The sequence below is a fragment of the Chryseobacterium sp. JK1 genome, from assembly GCF_050632815.1.
In the GTDB taxonomy this organism is placed as follows: domain Bacteria; phylum Bacteroidota; class Bacteroidia; order Flavobacteriales; family Weeksellaceae; genus Chryseobacterium.
Genome location: NZ_JBODRU010000006.1, coordinates 165,078 through 184,011, shown reverse-complemented (window position 1 = coordinate 184,011; position 18,934 = coordinate 165,078). Strand labels below are relative to the sequence as shown.

The 18,934-nt window shown below is 36.2% G+C and carries 15 protein-coding genes and 1 pseudogene; 6 read left to right on the top strand and 10 right to left on the bottom strand.

Going from position 1 to position 18,934, the window contains the following annotated elements; genetic code table 11:
* Window positions 1–165: 165 nt before the first annotated feature.
* Entirely contained in the window at window positions 166–1,116 is a 951-nt protein-coding gene (locus ACQ76T_RS22740) for a LysR substrate-binding domain-containing protein (RefSeq protein WP_422695185.1), read from the bottom strand.
* Window positions 1,117–1,249: 133 nt separating this feature from the next.
* On the opposite strand from ACQ76T_RS22740, the gene ACQ76T_RS22735 reads away from it, so the two are divergent.
* The 5 genes from ACQ76T_RS22735 to ACQ76T_RS22715 all read left to right on the top strand — a co-directional run bounded on the left by ACQ76T_RS22735 (window position 1,250) and on the right by ACQ76T_RS22715 (window position 5,561).
* A complete protein-coding gene (locus ACQ76T_RS22735; protein ID WP_431345480.1) occupies window positions 1,250–2,737 on the top strand; it encodes a catalase in 1,488 nt (495 codons plus the stop codon).
* Window positions 2,738–2,842: 105 nt separating this feature from the next.
* Entirely contained in the window at window positions 2,843–3,610 is a 768-nt protein-coding gene (locus ACQ76T_RS22730) for an enoyl-CoA hydratase/isomerase family protein (protein WP_431345479.1), read from the top strand.
* Window positions 3,611–3,662: 52 nt separating this feature from the next.
* Entirely contained in the window at window positions 3,663–4,085 is a 423-nt protein-coding gene (locus ACQ76T_RS22725; protein ID WP_431345478.1) for a deoxycytidylate deaminase, read from the top strand.
* 6 nt (window positions 4,086–4,091) lie between these two features.
* Window positions 4,092–5,006, top strand: a complete 915-nt coding sequence (gene xerD, locus ACQ76T_RS22720) for a site-specific tyrosine recombinase XerD (RefSeq protein WP_431345477.1) — start codon at window positions 4,092–4,094, stop codon at window positions 5,004–5,006.
* Window positions 5,007–5,048: 42 nt separating this feature from the next.
* Complete coding sequence (locus ACQ76T_RS22715) at window positions 5,049–5,561, top strand: NUDIX hydrolase (protein WP_431345476.1); 513 nt, start codon at window positions 5,049–5,051, stop codon at window positions 5,559–5,561.
* A 155-nt stretch (window positions 5,562–5,716) separates the two neighbouring features.
* Here the strand turns inward: ACQ76T_RS22715 and ACQ76T_RS22710 are convergent, their stop codons facing one another.
* The 9 genes and pseudogenes from ACQ76T_RS22710 to ACQ76T_RS22670 all read right to left on the bottom strand — a co-directional run bounded on the left by ACQ76T_RS22710 (window position 5,717) and on the right by ACQ76T_RS22670 (window position 15,558).
* On the bottom strand, window positions 5,717–6,175 hold the full coding sequence (locus ACQ76T_RS22710; RefSeq protein WP_431345475.1) for a heme-binding domain-containing protein: 459 nt from the start codon (window positions 6,173–6,175) through the stop codon (window positions 5,717–5,719).
* Between the two features lie 4 nt (window positions 6,176–6,179).
* Window positions 6,180–7,952 carry an Ig-like domain-containing protein gene (locus ACQ76T_RS22705; protein WP_431345474.1) on the bottom strand — a complete coding sequence of 591 codons (1,773 nt, stop codon included), beginning with the start codon at window positions 7,950–7,952 and terminating at the stop codon, window positions 6,180–6,182.
* Window positions 7,953–7,977: 25 nt separating this feature from the next.
* Entirely contained in the window at window positions 7,978–9,240 is a 1,263-nt protein-coding gene (locus ACQ76T_RS22700) for a serine hydrolase domain-containing protein (protein WP_431345473.1), read from the bottom strand.
* Window positions 9,241–9,494: 254 nt separating this feature from the next.
* Complete coding sequence (locus ACQ76T_RS22695) at window positions 9,495–10,424, bottom strand: 2-hydroxyacid dehydrogenase (protein ID WP_431345472.1); 930 nt, start codon at window positions 10,422–10,424, stop codon at window positions 9,495–9,497.
* Between the two features lie 45 nt (window positions 10,425–10,469).
* Window positions 10,470–10,856, bottom strand: a pseudogene (locus tag ACQ76T_RS22690) (GxxExxY protein).
* Window positions 10,857–10,930: 74 nt separating this feature from the next.
* Entirely contained in the window at window positions 10,931–11,476 is a 546-nt protein-coding gene (locus ACQ76T_RS22685) for an acyl-CoA thioesterase (RefSeq protein WP_431345471.1), read from the bottom strand.
* Window positions 11,461–12,216 carry a hypothetical protein gene (locus ACQ76T_RS22680; protein ID WP_431345470.1) on the bottom strand — a complete coding sequence of 252 codons (756 nt, stop codon included), beginning with the start codon at window positions 12,214–12,216 and terminating at the stop codon, window positions 11,461–11,463. Before ACQ76T_RS22680 ends, ACQ76T_RS22685 begins: the two co-directional genes overlap by 16 nt.
* Window positions 12,217–12,437: 221 nt before the next feature.
* Entirely contained in the window at window positions 12,438–14,555 is a 2,118-nt protein-coding gene (locus ACQ76T_RS22675) for a TonB-dependent receptor (RefSeq protein ID WP_431345469.1), read from the bottom strand.
* A 232-nt stretch (window positions 14,556–14,787) separates the two neighbouring features.
* A complete protein-coding gene (locus ACQ76T_RS22670) occupies window positions 14,788–15,558 on the bottom strand; it encodes a WG repeat-containing protein (RefSeq protein ID WP_431345468.1) in 771 nt (256 codons plus the stop codon).
* Between the two features lie 311 nt (window positions 15,559–15,869).
* On the opposite strand from ACQ76T_RS22670, the gene ACQ76T_RS22665 reads away from it, so the two are divergent.
* Entirely contained in the window at window positions 15,870–18,653 is a 2,784-nt protein-coding gene (locus ACQ76T_RS22665; protein WP_431345467.1) for a bifunctional aconitate hydratase 2/2-methylisocitrate dehydratase, read from the top strand.
* The last annotated feature ends 281 nt before the right edge of the window (window positions 18,654–18,934 follow it).

The following is an 18,934-nucleotide window of genomic DNA, read 5'->3' as shown; positions in this document are numbered from 1 at the left end:
AGAATACTGTTTTAGCATTTTTTTATAGAGGTTGCAATCAGGTCAAATTTTTCCTCGTAATAAACGCAGCAAATTTAAGTACTATTTTTTTAATACTCAAAAATTTTGTTTATTAATTATAATATTATTTAAATTAATGATTTCTATCATTTTAAAGTCTCTTTACTATTGAGGTTTTATGCTCACAAATTCTTTCGGACTTACATGATAATTCAGTTTAAGCTCTAAAGAATTTTTGATGGAATGAGACAATTCATCAATGATTTTCTGTTTAAAGGTTGGTTTATAATAAATAATACTGATCTCTCGGTAAGGAAAAGGCTTTTTGAATCGGAAAACATTCTTCTTCTGCTCTTCAGATAGCTGGCTTAGTGCAAGCTCCGGCAGAATACTGATTCCTCCTACTTTATCCACCATATGCACCAATGTCTGAATATTGGAAGCAAGGAAATCTAAGTTTTTAGGTTTCAATGTGTTTTCTTTCAGGTGGCAGATATTCTCAAACTGGTTTCTAAGACAGTTCCCTTCTTCAAGCAACCACACTTTTTCTACGTTCAGTTCTTCAGGAATAATGTAAGCATTTTTTTTATTAGCCTCAGTATTAGAACTATAGATCATCAATTCTTCGTTAAATAAGAAGTCCTGATAAAACTCGTCTGCAGTATCATAAGGTGTAGAGATAATTCCCGCATCCAGTTCTCCGGCTTTTAAGGCCTTAATAATATTATCTGTTGTCATTTCTTTTACATTCATCTGAATCTTCGGATTTTCCTCCAGGAATTTGAAAATCTCAGTAGGCAGAATGAAAGACGAAACAGTTGGGATGATACCTAAGTTCAGAGTTCCCCCCAGAATATTATTCAATAGGTTCGCTTTGTTTTTCAACTCATTGACAGATTCGATGATCACCTTGGCCTGATCAATGATCTGAAGCCCCACATCTGTGGTACGAATAGGGTGCGTTGTTCTGTCGAATACCTTCACATCCAGTTCATCCTCAAATTTCTGTATCATGGCACTTAACGTAGGTTGTGTAATGAAGCACGCCTGAGCTGCTTTACCAAAATGTTTATACTTATCAACAGCGATAAGATACTCCAGTTGCTGAATGTTCATTTGATTAATATTATCTATTACAAAGATATAACGTTTTTGCTATTACCAATTAAAAATTCAAGTAAATTTGATATTCATTACCTTTACACTTGGATTTAGAAAAACAAAAATATTTATACAAATCATCAACGATATGGATTCTAAAAAATTAACGTTAAGTAACGGCGCACCTTATTATGAGCACCAGGATTCTCAGACGGTAGGACCTAGAGGCCCGGTATTGTTGCAGGACTTTATTCTTCAGGAAAACCTTGCCCATTTCGTTAGGGAAAGAATTCCTGAAAGAATTGTGCATGCCAAAGGAAGTGGCGCTTACGGAACTTTTACCGTAACGCATGATATCAGCCAATATACAAAAGCCAAGCTTTTTTCCAACGTTGGAAATTCATGCAGAATGTTTGCAAGATTCTCTACAGTAGGAGGTGAAAAAGGAAGTGCAGATACTGCAAGAGACCCAAGAGGTTTTGCTTTAAAATTCTACACAGAGGACGGAAATTGGGATCTTGTAGGAAACAATACTCCCGTATTCTTTATTAAGGATGCAAAAAAATTCCCGGATTTTATCCACACTCAGAAAAGAGTGCCGAAAACCAATTTAAAAAGTGCTACCATGATGTGGGATTTCTGGAGTTTAAATCCTGAATCTCTTCATCAGGTTCTTATATTAATGTCAGACAGAGGAACTCCTTATGGCTACAGACATATGCATGGCTTCGGATCTCATACCTTCTCTATGATCAATGATAAAAATGAAAGAGTATGGGTGAAGTTTCATTTTAAAACAAAACAGGGAGTGAAAAACTTCACCGATGAAGAAGCCGTAAAAATGGCAGGAGAAAATCCTGATTTTGCACAGGAAGATCTTTGCAATGCCATCGAAAACGGAGATTTCCCAAAATGGACTCTTTATATTCAGGTAATGACCGAAGAGCAGGCAAAAGATTTCAGATGGAATCCTTTTGATGTAACGAAAGTATGGTTCCACGATGATTTCCCATTAATTGAAGTAGGAGAAATGGAACTGAATGAAGTTCCTGTTAACTACTTTGCCCATGTTGAACAATCTACTTTCTCACCAAGCAATCTGATCAACGGAATCAGTTTTTCTCCTGATAAAATGCTGCAGGGAAGACTATTCTCCTATCCAGATGCACACCGATACAGAGTGGGAGTGAATGCTCACCACCTGGAAGTAAACAGATGTCCTTTTGCTGTTAATAACTACCAAAGAGACGGTTTTATGGCAGATTCAAGCTCCTATCAGGATAAACCTAACTATCATCCGAATAGTTTTGATGACATCAAAACTGATTCTTCTTACAAAAACTACGAATATGAGCTGGACAGCGCTCACGTAGCAAGCTATAATAGAAATGATAACGACAGTGATCATTATACTCAGCCAGGGCTTCTTTATTCTAAAGCAATGAATGCTGAAGACAGAAACCGCCTTATTCAAAATATTGTAGGAAGCATGAAGGGCATCACCGGGCCTAAAAAGGATGAGATTATCAACCGACAGCTATGCCACTTTTTCCGCGCCAATATTGAGCTTGGCATGAAAGTAGCATCTCAATTAAATGTGAATATTGATGCAAATATGATGAACCATTCTAAATAATCATATTGAACGATAAATAAAAAAAAAGGAAAAAAAAATAATATTTTTTCCTTTTTTTTGTAAAAAATTCATAATTTGCAAAGGATGATATTTTAAAGTGGAAAAATGAGTTACGACAACATATTATTAAATAAAGAAGATAAATTATCTATCATTACCATCAACAGGCCTGAAAGCTTAAACGCCCTAAATGCCAAAACCATTCAGGAAATCAGCACCGCATTGGACGAACTTAATTCAGATCCTTCATGCAGAGTAATTATCCTTACAGGTAGTGGAGAAAAATCTTTTGTAGCCGGAGCTGATATCAAAGAATTCAGCGATTTCGGACAAGAAAGAGCTGAAGAACTAGCCAGAAACGGACAAAATACGTTGTTCAACAAAATTGAAACACTTTCTAAACCTGTTATTGCAGCCGTAAACGGTTTTGCATTAGGAGGAGGTTTAGAGCTTGCTATGGCATGCCATATCAGATATGCATCAGAGAATGCCAGATTAGGGCTTCCGGAAGTAACCTTGGGATTAATCCCTGGATACGGAGGTACACAAAGGCTTCCTAAGCTTGTCGGTAAAGGTATTGCCAACGAAATGATCTTCTCGGCCAAAATGATCCCCGCTCAAAAAGCAAAAGAGATCGGTTTGGTAAATGAAGTATACCCTATAGAAGAATTATTAACAAAAACGAAAGAATTAGCGAACACTATTGCCTACAATTCACCAATGGCAATATCCAAAGCGATTAACGCTGTGAATTTATCTGACACGGATAAAGGTTTTGAGACTGAAATTACCTATTTCGGAGAACTTTTTGAAATGGAAGATAAGAAAGAAGGAGTTTCTGCGTTTCTAGAGAAGAGAAAGCCCAACTTCTAATCTTTCAAAAAAGATTTTAATCCAAATTATTTCGAAAAACTAATGCTGCGGTATGAATAAGTTTGACAAAGCTTATCTAAAAATGGCTCAGGAATGGGCAAAACTTTCCTACTGTAAGAGAAAACAGGTAGGAGCTCTTATCGTAAAAGATAGGATGATTATTTCAGATGGTTACAACGGAACTCCTTCGGGATTCGAAAACTGCTGTGAAGATGAAGACGGGAAAACGCACTGGTATGTATTACATGCTGAAGCCAATGCCATATTAAAGCTGGCGGCTTCCACACAATCTGCAGAAGGCGCAACGTTATATTTAACGTTATCGCCATGTAAAGAATGCAGCAAGCTGATTCTACAGGCAGGTATTGCAAGACTGGTGTACATTAATGAGTATTCGGACGATGACGGAATATCGTTCCTTAGAAACCATAATATTGAGATAGAACAAATATCGGACTGTGAACTAAAAAAATAAGCACAAATGACTTGGGATGAAAAGATCAAAGATTTTGAAATATTTCTTCGTTTCGAAAGAAATTTTTCAGAAAACACTCTCGACGCCTACGTTCGGGACATTAAAAAATTAAAAGATTATGCAAAAGAGGATCTGGAGAACGTCGGTCCAGACTCTATTGGTTACGAAAACCTGCAGGAATACATTTTCAATCTTTCCAAACAGAAATTCAGTGAGAGATCACAAGCAAGATGGATATCTTCCATTAAAGCATTTTTTAAATTTCTGCTTGAAGATGAATATCGTGAAGACAATCCTGCGGCACTACTTGAAGGCCCTAAATTAGGATTATACTTACCTGATACTCTAAGCCTTCCAGATATCAATAAAATTATTGCTGCTATTGAGGTTGATACAGATCTCGGAAAAAGGAATCAAAGCATTATTGAAGTGCTTTATGGTTGCGGACTCCGTGTGTCTGAACTTATCGATCTGAAGATATCCAATATCAATTTCAAAGAGCAATACATCAAGGTGCACGGAAAAGGAAACAAAACCCGTTTTGTTCCTTTGGCAGATTATACTGCTGACTTACTGGAAAGCTATATCAAAGAAGTACGTTCTAAGGGAAAAATCAATAAGAAATATGAAGATACACTGTTCTTGAACAGCCGTGGAACTTCTATGTCCAGAGTAATCGTATTTCTTATCATTAAAGAACTTACAGATAAGGCAGGGGTCAACAAGAAAATATCTCCACATACATTCAGGCATTCTTTTGCCACGCATTTATTGCAGAATGGGGCAGATCTTCGTTATATTCAGGAAATGTTGGGACATTCCAGTATTACAACAACGGAAATCTACACCCATCTTAAAACAGAAGAATTGCGGGATGTTATTTTGAGTTATCATCCGAGGAACTTTAATATTGCTCAGTGAGCATAAGTTCCATCTGACCTTTCACAAAATAATTATAAACAGATGAAATTGTTGAAATATTGCCCAAGCTGTGGCAAAGAAACTTTACATTGGGACGGCGAAAAAAAATGGAACTGCCCCGAATGCGGATTTACACTGTACAACAACGTGGCAGGCGCTGTAGCGGTTGTCATCAGATGTGGAGATGAAATTTATCTTACCAGAAGAAACAGAGATCCTAAAAAAGGAAAACTCGATCTGGCCGGAGGTTTTGTTGATCCTAAAGAAAGTGCAGAAGAAACCTGCAGAAGAGAGCTTTTTGAAGAACTACAGCTGAATATCAATATTTCCAATCTGAAATACCTTACAAGCCTTCCCAACATTTATCAATACAAGGAGATTGATTATAATACGATTGATCTTTTTTATGAGTATACTGTTTCGGAAAAATTTGAGGTAAATCTTGAACTTTCAGAGATTTCAGAGGCCGTATGGATTCCTTTACAGGAACTCAACCTGGAAGACATCGCTTTTGATTCTCAGAAAAAATTTTTTGAACACTATTTAAAAAAATAATTTTTGTAATAAATACTCCCGCAGATCTGAAGATTTTGCGGGAGTTTTTTTATGATCAGAAAACAATTTTCCCACAACTTTCACAGATCATTATAGAGTTTTATAAAACCGTTCTATACAATTGGTGAAACTTGTGGGAAACTCTATTTTTAAACTTAGTATGTTTTAGATTTCAGCATTTCTTCAAGATATTGAGCCAGAAGCGTTCTTTCTGCTTCTGTAAGTTTAGCTTCATCATGATAAACAATATAGCCTGGTAAAGGCATTGTTTTATGTTTAAGAGCCTCAATAGACCTATCGAGTATATTCTCTTTTAATTCTTTATTATAGGTTCCCCAGATAGAAAAGTTAAGATGCTCACGCCCTTCATTCACATGGCTTTTTACAGACCAGGAAATTGGAGCAATAAAAGCATATTTAGGATATACAGTTTCATTGGAATGGCAGTCATAACAAGCGTTTTTAAGCATTGTTCTGATCTTCTCTGGGGTTTTCTTTGAATCTACAAAATTCACAGAAGAATCAACAGGTTTATTCACCCGGTCAATAGGAATAAACTGAATGATAGCAAAAGCCACTAAAGTCCAGAATATTATTTTTTTAGCCGTCTTCATACTTTTATTTTACTGGGGTGAGAACAGCGGTATTGGATTTTATTTCCGTTTTCACGGTCTGCTTCACGGTCTCAGATTCTGCAGGAGCCTTAGCTGGGGGTACAGGGGAAGGGTTTGTTCCTTTAGGATTATCAAGGCTTCTTGTATCTTTTAAGTCCCATTCTTCTCTGGTTTCCCATAATCCTCTTATGATAACTTTTTTATAGAAAACGTAAGCATCTTCAGCAAAAACTTCATTGGCAAAATCTGCTTCATCCCAATACTTATTTTCATTATTATCCACTAATATTCTTACTACATATTCCTGGGGTTTCAGAATATCAAATTTTACTTTATTACCTTTCGTATACTTTTGGTAAGCTACTTTCTCAGAAGAATCAAGCAGCTGAATCCAATAGCTGGAAGTAGGCGCGTTCGTTAATGTAAATTCAAGGCTTCCGAACTGGTCTATCTTCGCCACGTCAAAATCAAAACGTTTCGACTGGGTATTTTTCGTAAAGAAAGAAGACACCGTTTCTTTAGGAATAGTAAGCTGATAAGCTTTTCCGCTTACAAAATCGGACTGAACTAAAATCTTGTATGGATTGGTTTCAGAAATTCTTGCTTTAAACGGTATTGTACTGATACTGTCACCTTTAATGTTCAAAGTCCATTTAAAAGGATCAATTTTATCAATCATATAGTCGGAAGAAATTCTAAACTCAGCATTGGGAGCCAATGAAGCACCGTCATTATCACTTACGATGTCCATTACGTTTTTCTTATTGTATTTGTACTGCAGGGAAACATTATAAATACTGTCTTTTTTAAGACCGAGATTGTGACTGAATACAAGCTTCTCATTCACGGTTTGCCCTACATCACTTTTTACTGCATCAAACCAGATTCTTACCGAGTCTGATTTCGGAGTATGCGTAATTTTAACATCTTTGATTTTATCGTTCAGTGATTGAACTTTTACATCTTCAGGATGTCCTTCAAACAACATTAAAACCCCTCCTGCAATTTCTTTCATTTCTGAATACTTTACAGCTTTTTTAGAAGGATACACCTTTAAATTGAGTCCTGAAATAGATTTTTCAATATTGATAGCTTCTTTTTGAAATCCGACTTTTTCTTTACCCGGATCATATACAGAGTTACCGTTTTCATCATCAAAAGCGATGATTTTATATTTTCCCGGCGACAGATAATTCAGTTCGTAGTATCCATCTTCATCTACTTTTGTAATGTAATAAGGCTTCTGTCTGTAGTTGATGGTATCTTTCACCTGATATAAGCCTACTACCAGTTTATTTTCATTACTCCCACTCTTCTTTTTGATCTCCATGGCATCTTTTACCTCACCACTTACATAAAGATCATCAAGTTTACCCCCTGTAGAAAAAGCAAAATTGAAATAACGAAGAATATTAGATTCGTTGTTATCCACAATTGAATTTCCGAAATTGAAGTTATAGGTCGTATTGGCCTGAAGCGTATCTGCCCATTGGATCAAAATAAATTTATTGGCAATATTCGACGGAAGAATTCTCTTGATATTCTTGATGGGCGGAGAAATGATCAGGTTTTTGTTGATATCTTTCAATGTAATATATTCATCAAAATCCAGACGGAGCTCGTGAATATCTCTTTTTACATTAATTCTTGTGGTATCAATGTTTGAACTTAAAAACCTTGGTGCTAATGTATCTTTTGGCCCACCCACAGGTGATCCTACTCTTGCACATGAGTGTACAAGAAAGCAGATAACGAATAATAAAAGAAACCTTTTCATGAAAATGTTTAAGCAAAAATAAACATTATTCTCCAAAAACTTCCTGTCCAGAATTTAAAGTATCTTTATTATCATTCATCACCGTATGAAGTTTATCTTTCTGTAAAGGGAAATTTTCAAATAATCCTGATAATGCAAGTGCTGTATATACTTTGTTTGAATACTTATTTCCAATAGCAACAATGGTAACTTTTGATTTCAGAAGATGAGCAAATACAGAGTTTGTACCATGCCACCAACCATTGTGGTACGTTAGCTTTTCACCATTATCAAAGATCTTCATTCTGAATCCTAATCCATAATTATTCATCCCCATTTTTTCATTGCTGTATGGTGCAAATACCATCTGCATCAGCTCTGGCTTTAAGAAATTCTTGGAGAACATCGCCTTTGAAAAATTATACAAATCTCTTGGTGTAGTATAAACGTTTTTATCACCATAAATAAGATCTAATCTATCCAGCGGATACAATTTGCTTCCTCCATAATAGAATGACTGTGCAGCGGTTGGAATATCTTTTTCCTGGAAAATGTAAGTATTGTTCATTTTCAATGGTGCAAAAACCATTTCTTTCATCGCCTGAGGAAAAGGGGTTTTAGTAACCTTCTCAATCAATAAAGCCAATAGAGCAAAGTTTGTATTACAATACATAAAACCTGTATCTGTATCTCTTGCCAAATCCGGTTTGTATTTAACAATCATATTCAGGATATCCTCATTGGTCAGAAACGGTTTTGAAAGTTCCGCCGGAGCGGGCTGAATTTTTGTGATGAAATATTCATATTTAGGAAGACCACTTCTTTGATCCAGTAATGTTTGAACAGTAACATTAGGATAAGGAAATCCTGGAAAATACTGAGTAAGATGATCAGACATCTTTATTTTGCCAGCTTCAACCAACTTCATCATCGCCATTGCCGTAAGTGTCTTTGAAACTGACGCAACATGCAATGGAGTATTCTTATTTATTGGCATCTGATTGCCCTCTCTTCCGAATCCCCTGTAATTTTCATACAGAATCTCATCTCCTTTCGCCACAAGAATACCTCCACTCAGATCTCCTGCATCCCAGATCTTTTTGTAATACTGATCTATATAATTAACTGTTGCCTGCCTATTCAAAAGCTCGCCATCAGCCTTGGTAAATACATTTCCCAAATCTACGTTTCCATAATTGGGAAGATTGGTCGTATTTTCGGCTGAAACTTCTTTGGCTTCAGACTTTTTTTTGCAGGAAAACAGGGATAAAATTACAGTTAAAATAAGTACCAGGTTGCTCGTCTTCATGAGATTCAAAAATGAGTGGCAATTTAGTAAAACTCAAAAATAAATAGTAAATATGAGGGGGATATTATGAATTATTTAACATAAAAATTTGAAAAAGCGAAATAATAAAAAGATAAAAGATTCAAAATCTCAAGAAATATGTAACTCTTTATAAAAAACAAAGAGAGACAAACTGCCCTAAAGTTAATTTGTCTCTTTATACTTTAACTTCTAAATCTCGACAGATTTAGGTTATCAATTTGTTTCTATTATATTTAACAATAGGATGCTATGATTTTATCTACAATAAACTGAGCCAGTTTTTCCTTACTCTGATGTGTCCAGCCCGCAATATGAGGAGTAACAATAGCATTTTCCGACTGAAGAAGATAATTCAGATCCTCATTTTCGGTTTCTATATTTTCAAAAGAAGACTTTTCGTATTCTAAAACATCCAGACAGGCTGCTTTTACCTTCCCGGATTTCATTGCCTCCACTAAACTTTTAGTTTTCACATTTTTTCCTCTTGCTGTATTCACGAAATAGAAGTTATTCTTCATTTCTTTAATAAAGGTTTCATCAACAAGATAATGCGTTTCTGCAGTTAAAGGGATATGAAGACTAAGGATTTCCGCAGACTGCTTAAGTTCTTCTAAAGTAACCTGTGAAGCAAATTCGTCTGAAAGATCAGGAAGAAGATCATGGAAGATCACTTTACATCCAAAGCCAGAAAGCCTTTTAGCAGTAGCTTTTCCCATGTTCCCATATCCTATCAGCCCGACAGTCTTCCCAAGCAATTCGTCACCTCTGTTTTCTTCACGTTTCCAGATTCCGTTTTTTACTTCCTGAGAGGCAATAAAAAGCCTGTTCATTACGATCAGTAACATTCCTACAACGTGCTCTGCCACAGAATCTCTATTTCCTTCCGGAGAGTTGATCAGCTGAATTCCTAATTTTTCAGCAACAGGAATGTCAATATTTTCCATTCCGGCGCCTACTCTGGCAATAAACTTCAAATCCTCTGCTTTTTCAAGAAAGTTTTTATCTAAAGGAATACGGCTTCTGATGATAATCCCATCGTAATTTTTGATTTTATCACAAACCTCATCATAAGTGGAAGTAAAATCTTCTTCCAATATGAAGTTTTTAGCTAAAAGCTGTTCGGTAATAAGAGGATGATTTTTATCTAAAAGAAGTATTTTCATAGTTTAAACACAAATGACACGAATTAATTTCACAAATAACACAAATTATAATTTTCCGTCAATTACTCTTTTTACTCCATTTTTAAACTGGGTCGTATTAAAGTTAATCAACATTCCAAGTTTGCAATTACTTAAACGAAGATAGGTGAGTATTTACGCTAAGTGAATATCATGTAATGTTTCTACAGATTTTATTTCCAACACAAACTTTTTCTCAATTAGAAAATCAAGTCTGTACCCAACATCTAATTTTACCTCTTCATACATCAAGGGCATCGGTTTTTGTCTTTCTACAAGAATATCATGTTTATTTAATTCATAAAAGAGACATTCTTCATAAGCACTTTCTAAAAGTCCGGGGCCCAATATTTTATGAACAGCATATCCTGCTTCGTAAACAATTTTTGATATATCATTTTCTGAAATACCCATTTTTATTTCTTTTCATTTAATAAGACACAAATCATTTGTGAAAATTTGTGCCAAGCATTTGTGTTTTTTGTGTTTTATTTCTTGTCTTTCTTAGACTCCTGCGGCTCCTGGAATAGTTTTTTAAGCTCTACAGATTCTAAAGGTTTCATTCTTCCTGAAAGAATTAATGAAAGTTCTTTTCTACGGAAAGCCGCTGCAAATCTTTCTTTTTCTTCGTCTGTTTCTGGAATCATTTCCGGAATAGGAATCGGGCGGTTAAATTCATCTACTGCAACGAAGGTATAAATTCCTGCATTGGTATGAATTTTCTTCTGATTGATAGGATCATCCAACCATACATCTACATAGACTTCCATAGAAGTAGAGAACGCTCTGGAAACTTTCGATTCCAATACCACTACTCCACCTTCCGGAATTGGATGATTGAAGGAAACGTGGTTTACAGAAGCTGTTACCACTCTTCTTTCACAGTGTCTTGCTGCAGAAATAGAAGCACAACGATCCATTTTTGCTAAAAGTTCACCTCCAAAAAGGTTTCTTAAAGAATTGGTTTCGTTCGGAAGAACGATATTCGTCATAATAGTCAGAGATTCTGACGCCGTTTTTATTTTTTTTGCCATTGAGTCTTAGTGTTGATTGGAGTGGCCGGTGTTGTTTTAACTTCTTTTCCGACAGGTTTTACAAGTGAATCTTTTTTCAGAGAGTCTGAAACGGGAGCGGCCGGTGTATGAACCATTAGTTTTACCGTATCTTTTATAATTCTGTGAGTAGAAGTCTGAACAGAAACCTTATCGAAAGATTTTTTTCCGAAAAGAAGGTCCTGTTGGGTAAAAGCAAGGTATAAAATTCCTAAAACCGGTATAAGCAGTAAGAAAACCCAAAGAATGATCTTCTTGAATTTATAATCTTTCTCGCGGTTTGCAGAGGCATTTACCCTTTCTCCGTTATTGATATCCGAGAATCTGATTTCTTCCAAACCATAAAAGTCGGGACCTCCGGATTCTATTCTTTTACCTTTAAAGTTGGTATTTCCTTCTTCGATATAAACGGTTCCCAGATTTTGAATTTCAAGAACCTGTTCTGCCTGAAGTTTTTTCTTCCAAAAATCGGTCTGAATCTTCAGATCACTCTTGGAAGCTTCTAAAGACATTTGTTTTTGGGCAGCAATAAAAGCTGCAAGGTCTTCCGCCTGTACCTCATAGTCTATAGAAAATTCAATCTGACTTGCCGGTGGCAGGATACTTCCGTTTTCGGAATTGATAATTGCCTTAGAATTTTTCAGAGAAAACACACCAAAGCCTGGAACAGTGGCTGTTCCAAATTGTTTTAAATATTCTAAAATGTATGCTGAAATATTCATTTGGTGGCAAATTTATAACTTTTTCATGACTTTTTAAGATATTTAACGGATATAAAAAAAGACCGCCAGAGCAGTCTTTTGATTATTATGTACTAAAACACGAATACAGTTATTTAAACTTCTTTTTTTGAGCTTAACTCTTAGTAAGGCGATGGGTAAAATTATGAAAAAGTAAAAGGGTGAATTCTTTTATATTTCTTTCAAAATTTCACAGTTCACCACTATTGAATTTTCCAGCTTACTCCCACCATAAAGTTGGTTCCGGCCTGAGCAAAATAATAGGCCTGGCTTCCGTCTACCGCTCCATTATTCACATATTTCCTGTTAAAAATATTGTTTACCAACAGTTTCAGAGCGATGTCATTATTAGCAATTTTAAACTGATACTGTGCATTAAAATCGGTCAGGAAGTAATCTTTAAGCTGGAGATTTTTATCTTCTGTATTGTCCAGATACTGTTTCCCAACATATTGGTTCATCAGGGCAAACTGGAAGTTCTTGGTTGGATTATATTTCACACTCAGATTAGCAATTACATTGGGCGAGAATGAGATCTGTGTATTTCCTAAGCTCTGAGGAACGGTTCCATTCTGAATATTAAAGTCCTGGTTTCTGTTCTGGCTTAGTGTCAAGTTCCCAGACACTTCCCATTGTTTTGAAAGCTTTGCTAATGCGCCAATTTCAATTCCTCTTCTGTAGCTTTTTCCTGAGTTTGTTCTGATGAATGCTCCAACGTTGCTAAGGGTACCATTTAAAACCAACTGATTAACATAATACATATAGTAAAGGTTTGCCGTTACAGATACGATTCCGAATTGTTTTTCCAATCCTGCTTCAAAGTCATGAAGTTTCTCTGGCTTAACGTCATTATTAGACATGATATCTTCCCTGTTGGGCTCGCGATGGGCGTGAGCATAGGACAAGAATACTTTACCTCCATCGATTCTGTAGTTTACCCCTGCTTTTGGATTAAAAAACAACCAGTTTTTATCCAGATTAGCACCTTCTTTATCACCAGCCATCAGGATTTTGGTGTTGTAGGTAATATTTCTAAGCTGCAAATCTCCGAAAAATTCAAAATTATTCACTCTCAATAAAGCCTTTGCAAAACCTGAAACCTCATTTTTCACAGAACGGTTTCTGTAGTATTCGCTTTCGTCAATTTGTGGATAGAACACTCCGGTAACGTTTCCGTAATGCCTACCGTAATATTGGTTGGCAACTGCTCCGATATTGATGTCCAGATTTTCAAATTTTCCGTATAAAGTTGAAACTACCCCATAGAAATCATTATTCAGCCATTTTTTTCGGATAAAGTCTGAAGATTTGATGGTTTGCCCGTTCTCAACAACATCGGGAAGGTTATATCTTGAAAAAGCATTATCCTGTTTATAGTTTTCATAATATCCTTTTCCTTTGGTGTAATGGAAAGTTGTCTCCAGATTCCATCGGTCATTGAACTTCTGCTCCCATAACAACTGATAGTGATTCTGTCTGTAATTATCCGTTTCATTATTATAAAACCCGACAACATTCTCCCAGTTGGCATCATAAATAACTCCTGAGTCATTAAACTTAGGATCGGTTTCCCATCTTTCCTTTGTAACACCACCCCAGGCCTGATACGTTTTCTCTTTTCCTCCAAAAGCCATTAATCTCAACTTCGTTTTCCCTTCTTCGAACAACGCGGTAAAATTATAAGAATGAAGATCTGAGGAAGCTCTGTCTATATAACCATCAGAGTGAATTCTTGTATATCTTCCCATTACAGAAAGACGGTTTTTCCAGAATTTTCCAGAACCTATTTCAGCAGCATATTTATAAGTATTAAAAGAGCCGTAGCTGTCATCTGTTTTGAAATAGAATTTATCCTCCGGATCTTTGGAAATAACATTGACACTTGCTCCAAAAGCAGAAACTCCATTATTGGATGTTCCGACCCCTCTCTGAATGACAATCTGAGACGCTGAACTCGTTAAATCCGGAACATTCACAAAAAATGTACCCTGGCTTTCTGAATCGTTATACGGTACTCCATTCATCATAACATTAATGGATGACCCCGAAACACCACGAATTCGGAATCCCGTATATCCAACTCCGTTTCCGGCATCTGAAGTAGAAATAATGGAGGTTTGATTTTTCAAAAGAATAGGAAGGTCCTGACCCAGGTTTTTCCCATCTAAATCTTTCTGAACATTGATAATTTCCTTGGCAACAGGAAGTCGTTTGGTAAAGCTGACTGCTTCAATTTCTCTGATTTTCAGAGAATCTTTATTTTGAGCCTGGATAAAGGCTACAGAGCCTACACTAAGCCCTAAAAAAAATAATCCTTTCATTCTATAAATCTTTGACATTTAATGAATAAAAGGGGATCGATAAGATATTATACAGTGTTGGCTCTCATGGAACCACGTCCCTAAACAGCATTACCTGTTCCAGGTTCATTGGGTATAATCTCAGCCTGTTAAAGCACCCCTTTATTTCAGGCGCAAAATTACAAAAAATATATCAAATGTAAGCTTCTGGTTTAAAAGCTGATCAGGATCAGGAAATCTGCTTTTCAATACCTTAGTATGTTTTGTTATTGGCATCAATATAATAGTAGTTTTTACCATCTTTGGTAACTTCAAACATCCTTCCGAGCTTCCAGCTGAAATTTCTTTTAATATTGGCATATTCAAAAGGAATGATAATCTTGTTGTTCACATCAATCACTCCAAAACGGTCATTATTGGAAGCTACAATCATAGGATTACTCACATCGTCACCTTCCATAATATAAAGATATTGGTACTGAGGATAAATTTTAAACTGTCTATAGTCGGCGGCATTTACAAAGGTGGCTTTCTCGATGATACCGTAAAAACCATTTAAAATATAAGCCTGAAATAACTGTTGCTTGTATTCTTCAAACTTACATTTTCCAAGGTCTGCGTCTTTAAACTGATATACTCTTTTTCCGGATTGATCTACTCTATAGGAAATCATGTTCTTTTCTACAGTAGCATAATCGGCTGTTCCGAATTTTCTGACTTTTTCATTGGGAGAGTTCAGCAAATTACAGTCTTCATAAAAAAATACCGCTATATGATACTCCGGTTGGATGATGAATTTTCCGTTTTGGCTGACATAGCCGAAGTCATCTCCTTTCTTTTTGGGAATAAGTAAAGGGAGATCTTTATTGATTATTACAAGATCCGGGTTAGGTTTTACAACGTCTGTTACTTTTCGCACTGTAGTTTTAGCGGTGCCCTTAGACGGATTTTTTTTCACCGCTTTTGTCTGCGAGAAAACGAAAATCGAAATAAAAACACATAAAACATTCAGGATATTTTTCATATTCACCATTTGTCTGCAAAATTACAGCCAAAAATAGAAATTATCAAATTCATATTTATAAACAATCTAAATAATTTCATTCTTATAAAATAGTAAAATTTCGTAAATTTGGGGAAACATTTTGAATTGTTTAATAATTTAAAAATACTTTTAAATAAAGTGTAGATTATCCTGGCTTTACTCCGGTTCATGTTGCCAATTAAAATACGAAAACTCAAAATGTTATTAAATTGTATTTTATTCATACCGGTAAAGAAGTCGCCATACGATAACTTATTTTAATCTACCTTTAAAATTGAAAGACTTCTATTATGAATATTTATAAGGATTACATCAAGGAAATTGAGGAAAGAAAAACCCAAGGGCTACATCCAAAGCCAATCGATGGTGCTGAATTACTAAGCGAAATCATTACGCAGATCAAAGATGCCGGTAATGAACATCGAGCAGATTCTCTTAACTTTTTTATTTACAACACGCTGCCGGGAACGACAAGTGCTGCGGGAGTAAAGGCTACATTTTTAAAAGAAATTATCCTTGGTGAATCCGTAGTAGAAGAAATTTCTCCTGCTTTTGCGTTTGAATTATTATCTCACATGAAAGGAGGACCTTCTATTGGAGTTCTTCTTGATCTGGCTTTAGGAAATGACGTTGCTATTGCAAAAGAAGCAGCAAATGTCCTTAAAACTCAGGTTTTCCTTTATGAAGCAGATACCAACCGTCTTAAAGAAGCATACGAAAGCGGTAGTGAAATTGCAAAAGAAATTCTTGAAAGCTATGCACAGGCTGAGTTTTTCACTAAGCTTCCTGAGGTTGCAGAAGAAATAAAAGTGGTTACTTTCATCGCTGGTGAAGGTGATATCTCCACCGATTTACTTTCTCCGGGTAACCAGGCTCACTCAAGATCCGACCGTGAACTTCACGGGAAGTGTATGATTACTCCTGAAGCTCAGGAAGAAATCAAAGCTTTACAGGCTCAATACCCGGATGCAAGCGTTATGCTGATTGCTGAAAAAGGAACAATGGGAGTGGGATCATCAAGAATGTCAGGAGTAAACAACGTTGCTCTTTGGACAGGTAGACAAGCGAGCCCATATGTACCATTCGTAAACTTTGCTCCAATCGTAGGGGGAACAAACGGTATTTCTCCAATCTTCCTTACTACAGTTGACGTTACCGGAGGTATTGGTATCGACCTTAAAAACTGGGTTAAGAAAGTGGATGAAAACGGAAACGCTGTTCGTAACGAAGCTGGAGAAGTAATTCTTGAAGAAGCTTATTCTGTAGCTACAGGAACGGTATTAACAATCAATACAAAAGAAAAAAAATTATATAACGGAGACCAGGAATTAATCGACCTTGCGAAGTCTTTCACTCCTCAAAAGATGGAATTCATCAAAGCGGGTGGATCTTACGCGATCGTATTTGGTAAAAAATTACAGACTTTTGCTGCTCAGGTATTGGGCGTTGAAGCACCAGTTGTATTTGCTCCGTCAAAAGAAATTTCTCACGAAGGACAAGGTCTTACGGCTGTAGAAAAAATCTTTAACAGAAATGCTGTTGGAACCACTCCAGGAAAAGTATTACACGCTGGATCAGACGTTCGTGTACAGGTTAATATTGTAGGTTCACAGGATACGACAGGTCTTATGACTTCTCAGGAACTTGAATCTATGGCTGCTACTGTGATTTCACCTATCGTTGACGGTGCATACCAGTCAGGATGTCACACGGCTTCTGTTTGGGATAAAAAAGCTCAGGCTAACATTCCTAAGCTTATGAAATTCATGAACGAATTCGGTCTGATCACCGCCCGTGACCCTAAAGGGGAATATCATGCAATGACAGACGTTATTCACAAAGTTCTTAACGATATTACCGTAGACGAGTGGGCAATCATCATTGGTGGTGACTCTCACACAAGAATGTCTAAAGGGGTTGCTTTCGGTGCCGATTCCGGAACGGTTGCTCTTGCATTAGCTACAGGTGAAGCTTCTATGCCAATCCCTGAATCTGTAAAGGTAACTTTCAAAGGAGAAATGAAAGAACACATGGATTTCCGTGATGTTGTACACGCTACCCAAGCTCAGATGTTGAAGCAGTTTGGAGGAGAGAACGTATTCCAGGGAAGAATCATTGAGGTTCACATCGGAACACTTCCTGCTGACCAGGCCTTCACATTTACAGACTGGACTGCCGAAATGAAAGCAAAAGCTTCTATCAATATTTCAGAAGACAATACGTTAATCGAATCATTGGAAATTGCAAAAAGCAGAATCCAGATTATGATTGATAAAGGGATGGATAACCACAATAAAGTTCTTCAGGGATTAATTGATAAAGCTGATAAGAGAATTGCTGAAATCAGATCAGGTGAAAAACCAGGTTTAACTCCGGATGCTAATGCTAAATATTATGCTGAAGTAGTTGTAGACCTTGACATCATCGTAGAACCGATGATTGCTGACCCGGATGTAAACAACGACGATGTCTCTAAAAGATATACTCACGACACTATCAGAGATCTTTCCTACTATGGAGGAGAGAAAAAAGTAGACCTTGGTTTTGTAGGATCTTGTATGGTTCACAAAGGTGACCTTAAGATCGTTTCTCAAATGCTTAGAAACCTTGAAAAGCAAAATGGTAAAGTAGAATTTAGCGCACCGTTGGTAGTAGCTGCACCCACTTATAACATCATCGACGAACTAAAAGCTGAGGGTGATTGGGAACTGTTAGAAAAATATTCAGCATTTGAATTCAATGATAACGCTCCTAAAGGTGAAGCTCGTACAGAATACCAAAACGTAATGTACCTTGAGCGCCCTGGATGTAACCTATGTATGGGTAACCAGGAAAAAGCGGCAAAAGGAGACACTGTATTGGCTACTTCTACCCGTCTTTTCCAGGGAAGAGTAGTAGAAGATTCAGAACGTAAAAAAGGAGAATCTCTATTGGCTTCAACTCCGGTTGTTGTACTTTCAGCGATTATCGGACGTATTCCTAATATTGACGAATATAAAGCGGCTGTTGAAGGGATTGATCTGACAACTTTTGTACCTTCTATTAAAGAGTTGACAAGCACAAGCGCTCACTAATACAATTCATAAATAAGTCGCAAGACTTTTGAAAATTATATAATTGAAAGATTTTAGTCCTTTAGGATTTAAAATCTTTCTTTTTTTGTTTAGAATGTTTCTATTTTAAGTGAAATACGATTTTTTTTCGATAAAATCACAAAAAAAGAATCTATTTTTTCTTAAATTGAAAGTTATAAAATCTCTTGATTTTCTAATCAAAATAAGCCCTATTAATAGATTATAGGAACGTTTTTTGATGTATATAAATGGTTCTTCTCTTTATGAAATTCAAAGAGAGA

Bases quoted from the DNA above. Each gene is read 5' to 3' on its own strand.
- ACQ76T_RS22665 (WP_431345467.1), top strand. From the start codon at position 15,870: ATGAATATTTATAAGGATTACATCAAGGAAATTGAGGAAAGAAAAACC.
- ACQ76T_RS22730 (WP_431345479.1), top strand. From the start codon at position 2,843: ATGAGTTACGACAACATATTATTAAATAAAGAAGATAAATTATCTATC.
- ACQ76T_RS22685 (WP_431345471.1), bottom strand. From the start codon at position 11,476: ATGGCAAAAAAAATAAAAACGGCGTCAGAATCTCTGACTATTATGACG.
- ACQ76T_RS22735 (WP_431345480.1), top strand. From the start codon at position 1,250: ATGGATTCTAAAAAATTAACGTTAAGTAACGGCGCACCTTATTATGAG.
- ACQ76T_RS22705 (WP_431345474.1), bottom strand. From the start codon at position 7,952: ATGAAAAGGTTTCTTTTATTATTCGTTATCTGCTTTCTTGTACACTCA.
- ACQ76T_RS22725 (WP_431345478.1), top strand. From the start codon at position 3,663: ATGAATAAGTTTGACAAAGCTTATCTAAAAATGGCTCAGGAATGGGCA.
- ACQ76T_RS22670 (WP_431345468.1), bottom strand. From the start codon at position 15,558: ATGAAAAATATCCTGAATGTTTTATGTGTTTTTATTTCGATTTTCGTT.
- ACQ76T_RS22695 (WP_431345472.1), bottom strand. From the start codon at position 10,424: ATGAAAATACTTCTTTTAGATAAAAATCATCCTCTTATTACCGAACAG.
- ACQ76T_RS22680 (WP_431345470.1), bottom strand. From the start codon at position 12,216: ATGAATATTTCAGCATACATTTTAGAATATTTAAAACAATTTGGAACA.
- ACQ76T_RS22710 (WP_431345475.1), bottom strand. From the start codon at position 6,175: ATGAAGACGGCTAAAAAAATAATATTCTGGACTTTAGTGGCTTTTGCT.
- ACQ76T_RS22675 (WP_431345469.1), bottom strand. From the start codon at position 14,555: ATGAAAGGATTATTTTTTTTAGGGCTTAGTGTAGGCTCTGTAGCCTTT.
- xerD (WP_431345477.1), top strand. From the start codon at position 4,092: ATGACTTGGGATGAAAAGATCAAAGATTTTGAAATATTTCTTCGTTTC.
- ACQ76T_RS22700 (WP_431345473.1), bottom strand. From the start codon at position 9,240: ATGAAGACGAGCAACCTGGTACTTATTTTAACTGTAATTTTATCCCTG.
- ACQ76T_RS22740 (WP_422695185.1), bottom strand. From the start codon at position 1,116: ATGAACATTCAGCAACTGGAGTATCTTATCGCTGTTGATAAGTATAAA.
- ACQ76T_RS22715 (WP_431345476.1), top strand. From the start codon at position 5,049: ATGAAATTGTTGAAATATTGCCCAAGCTGTGGCAAAGAAACTTTACAT.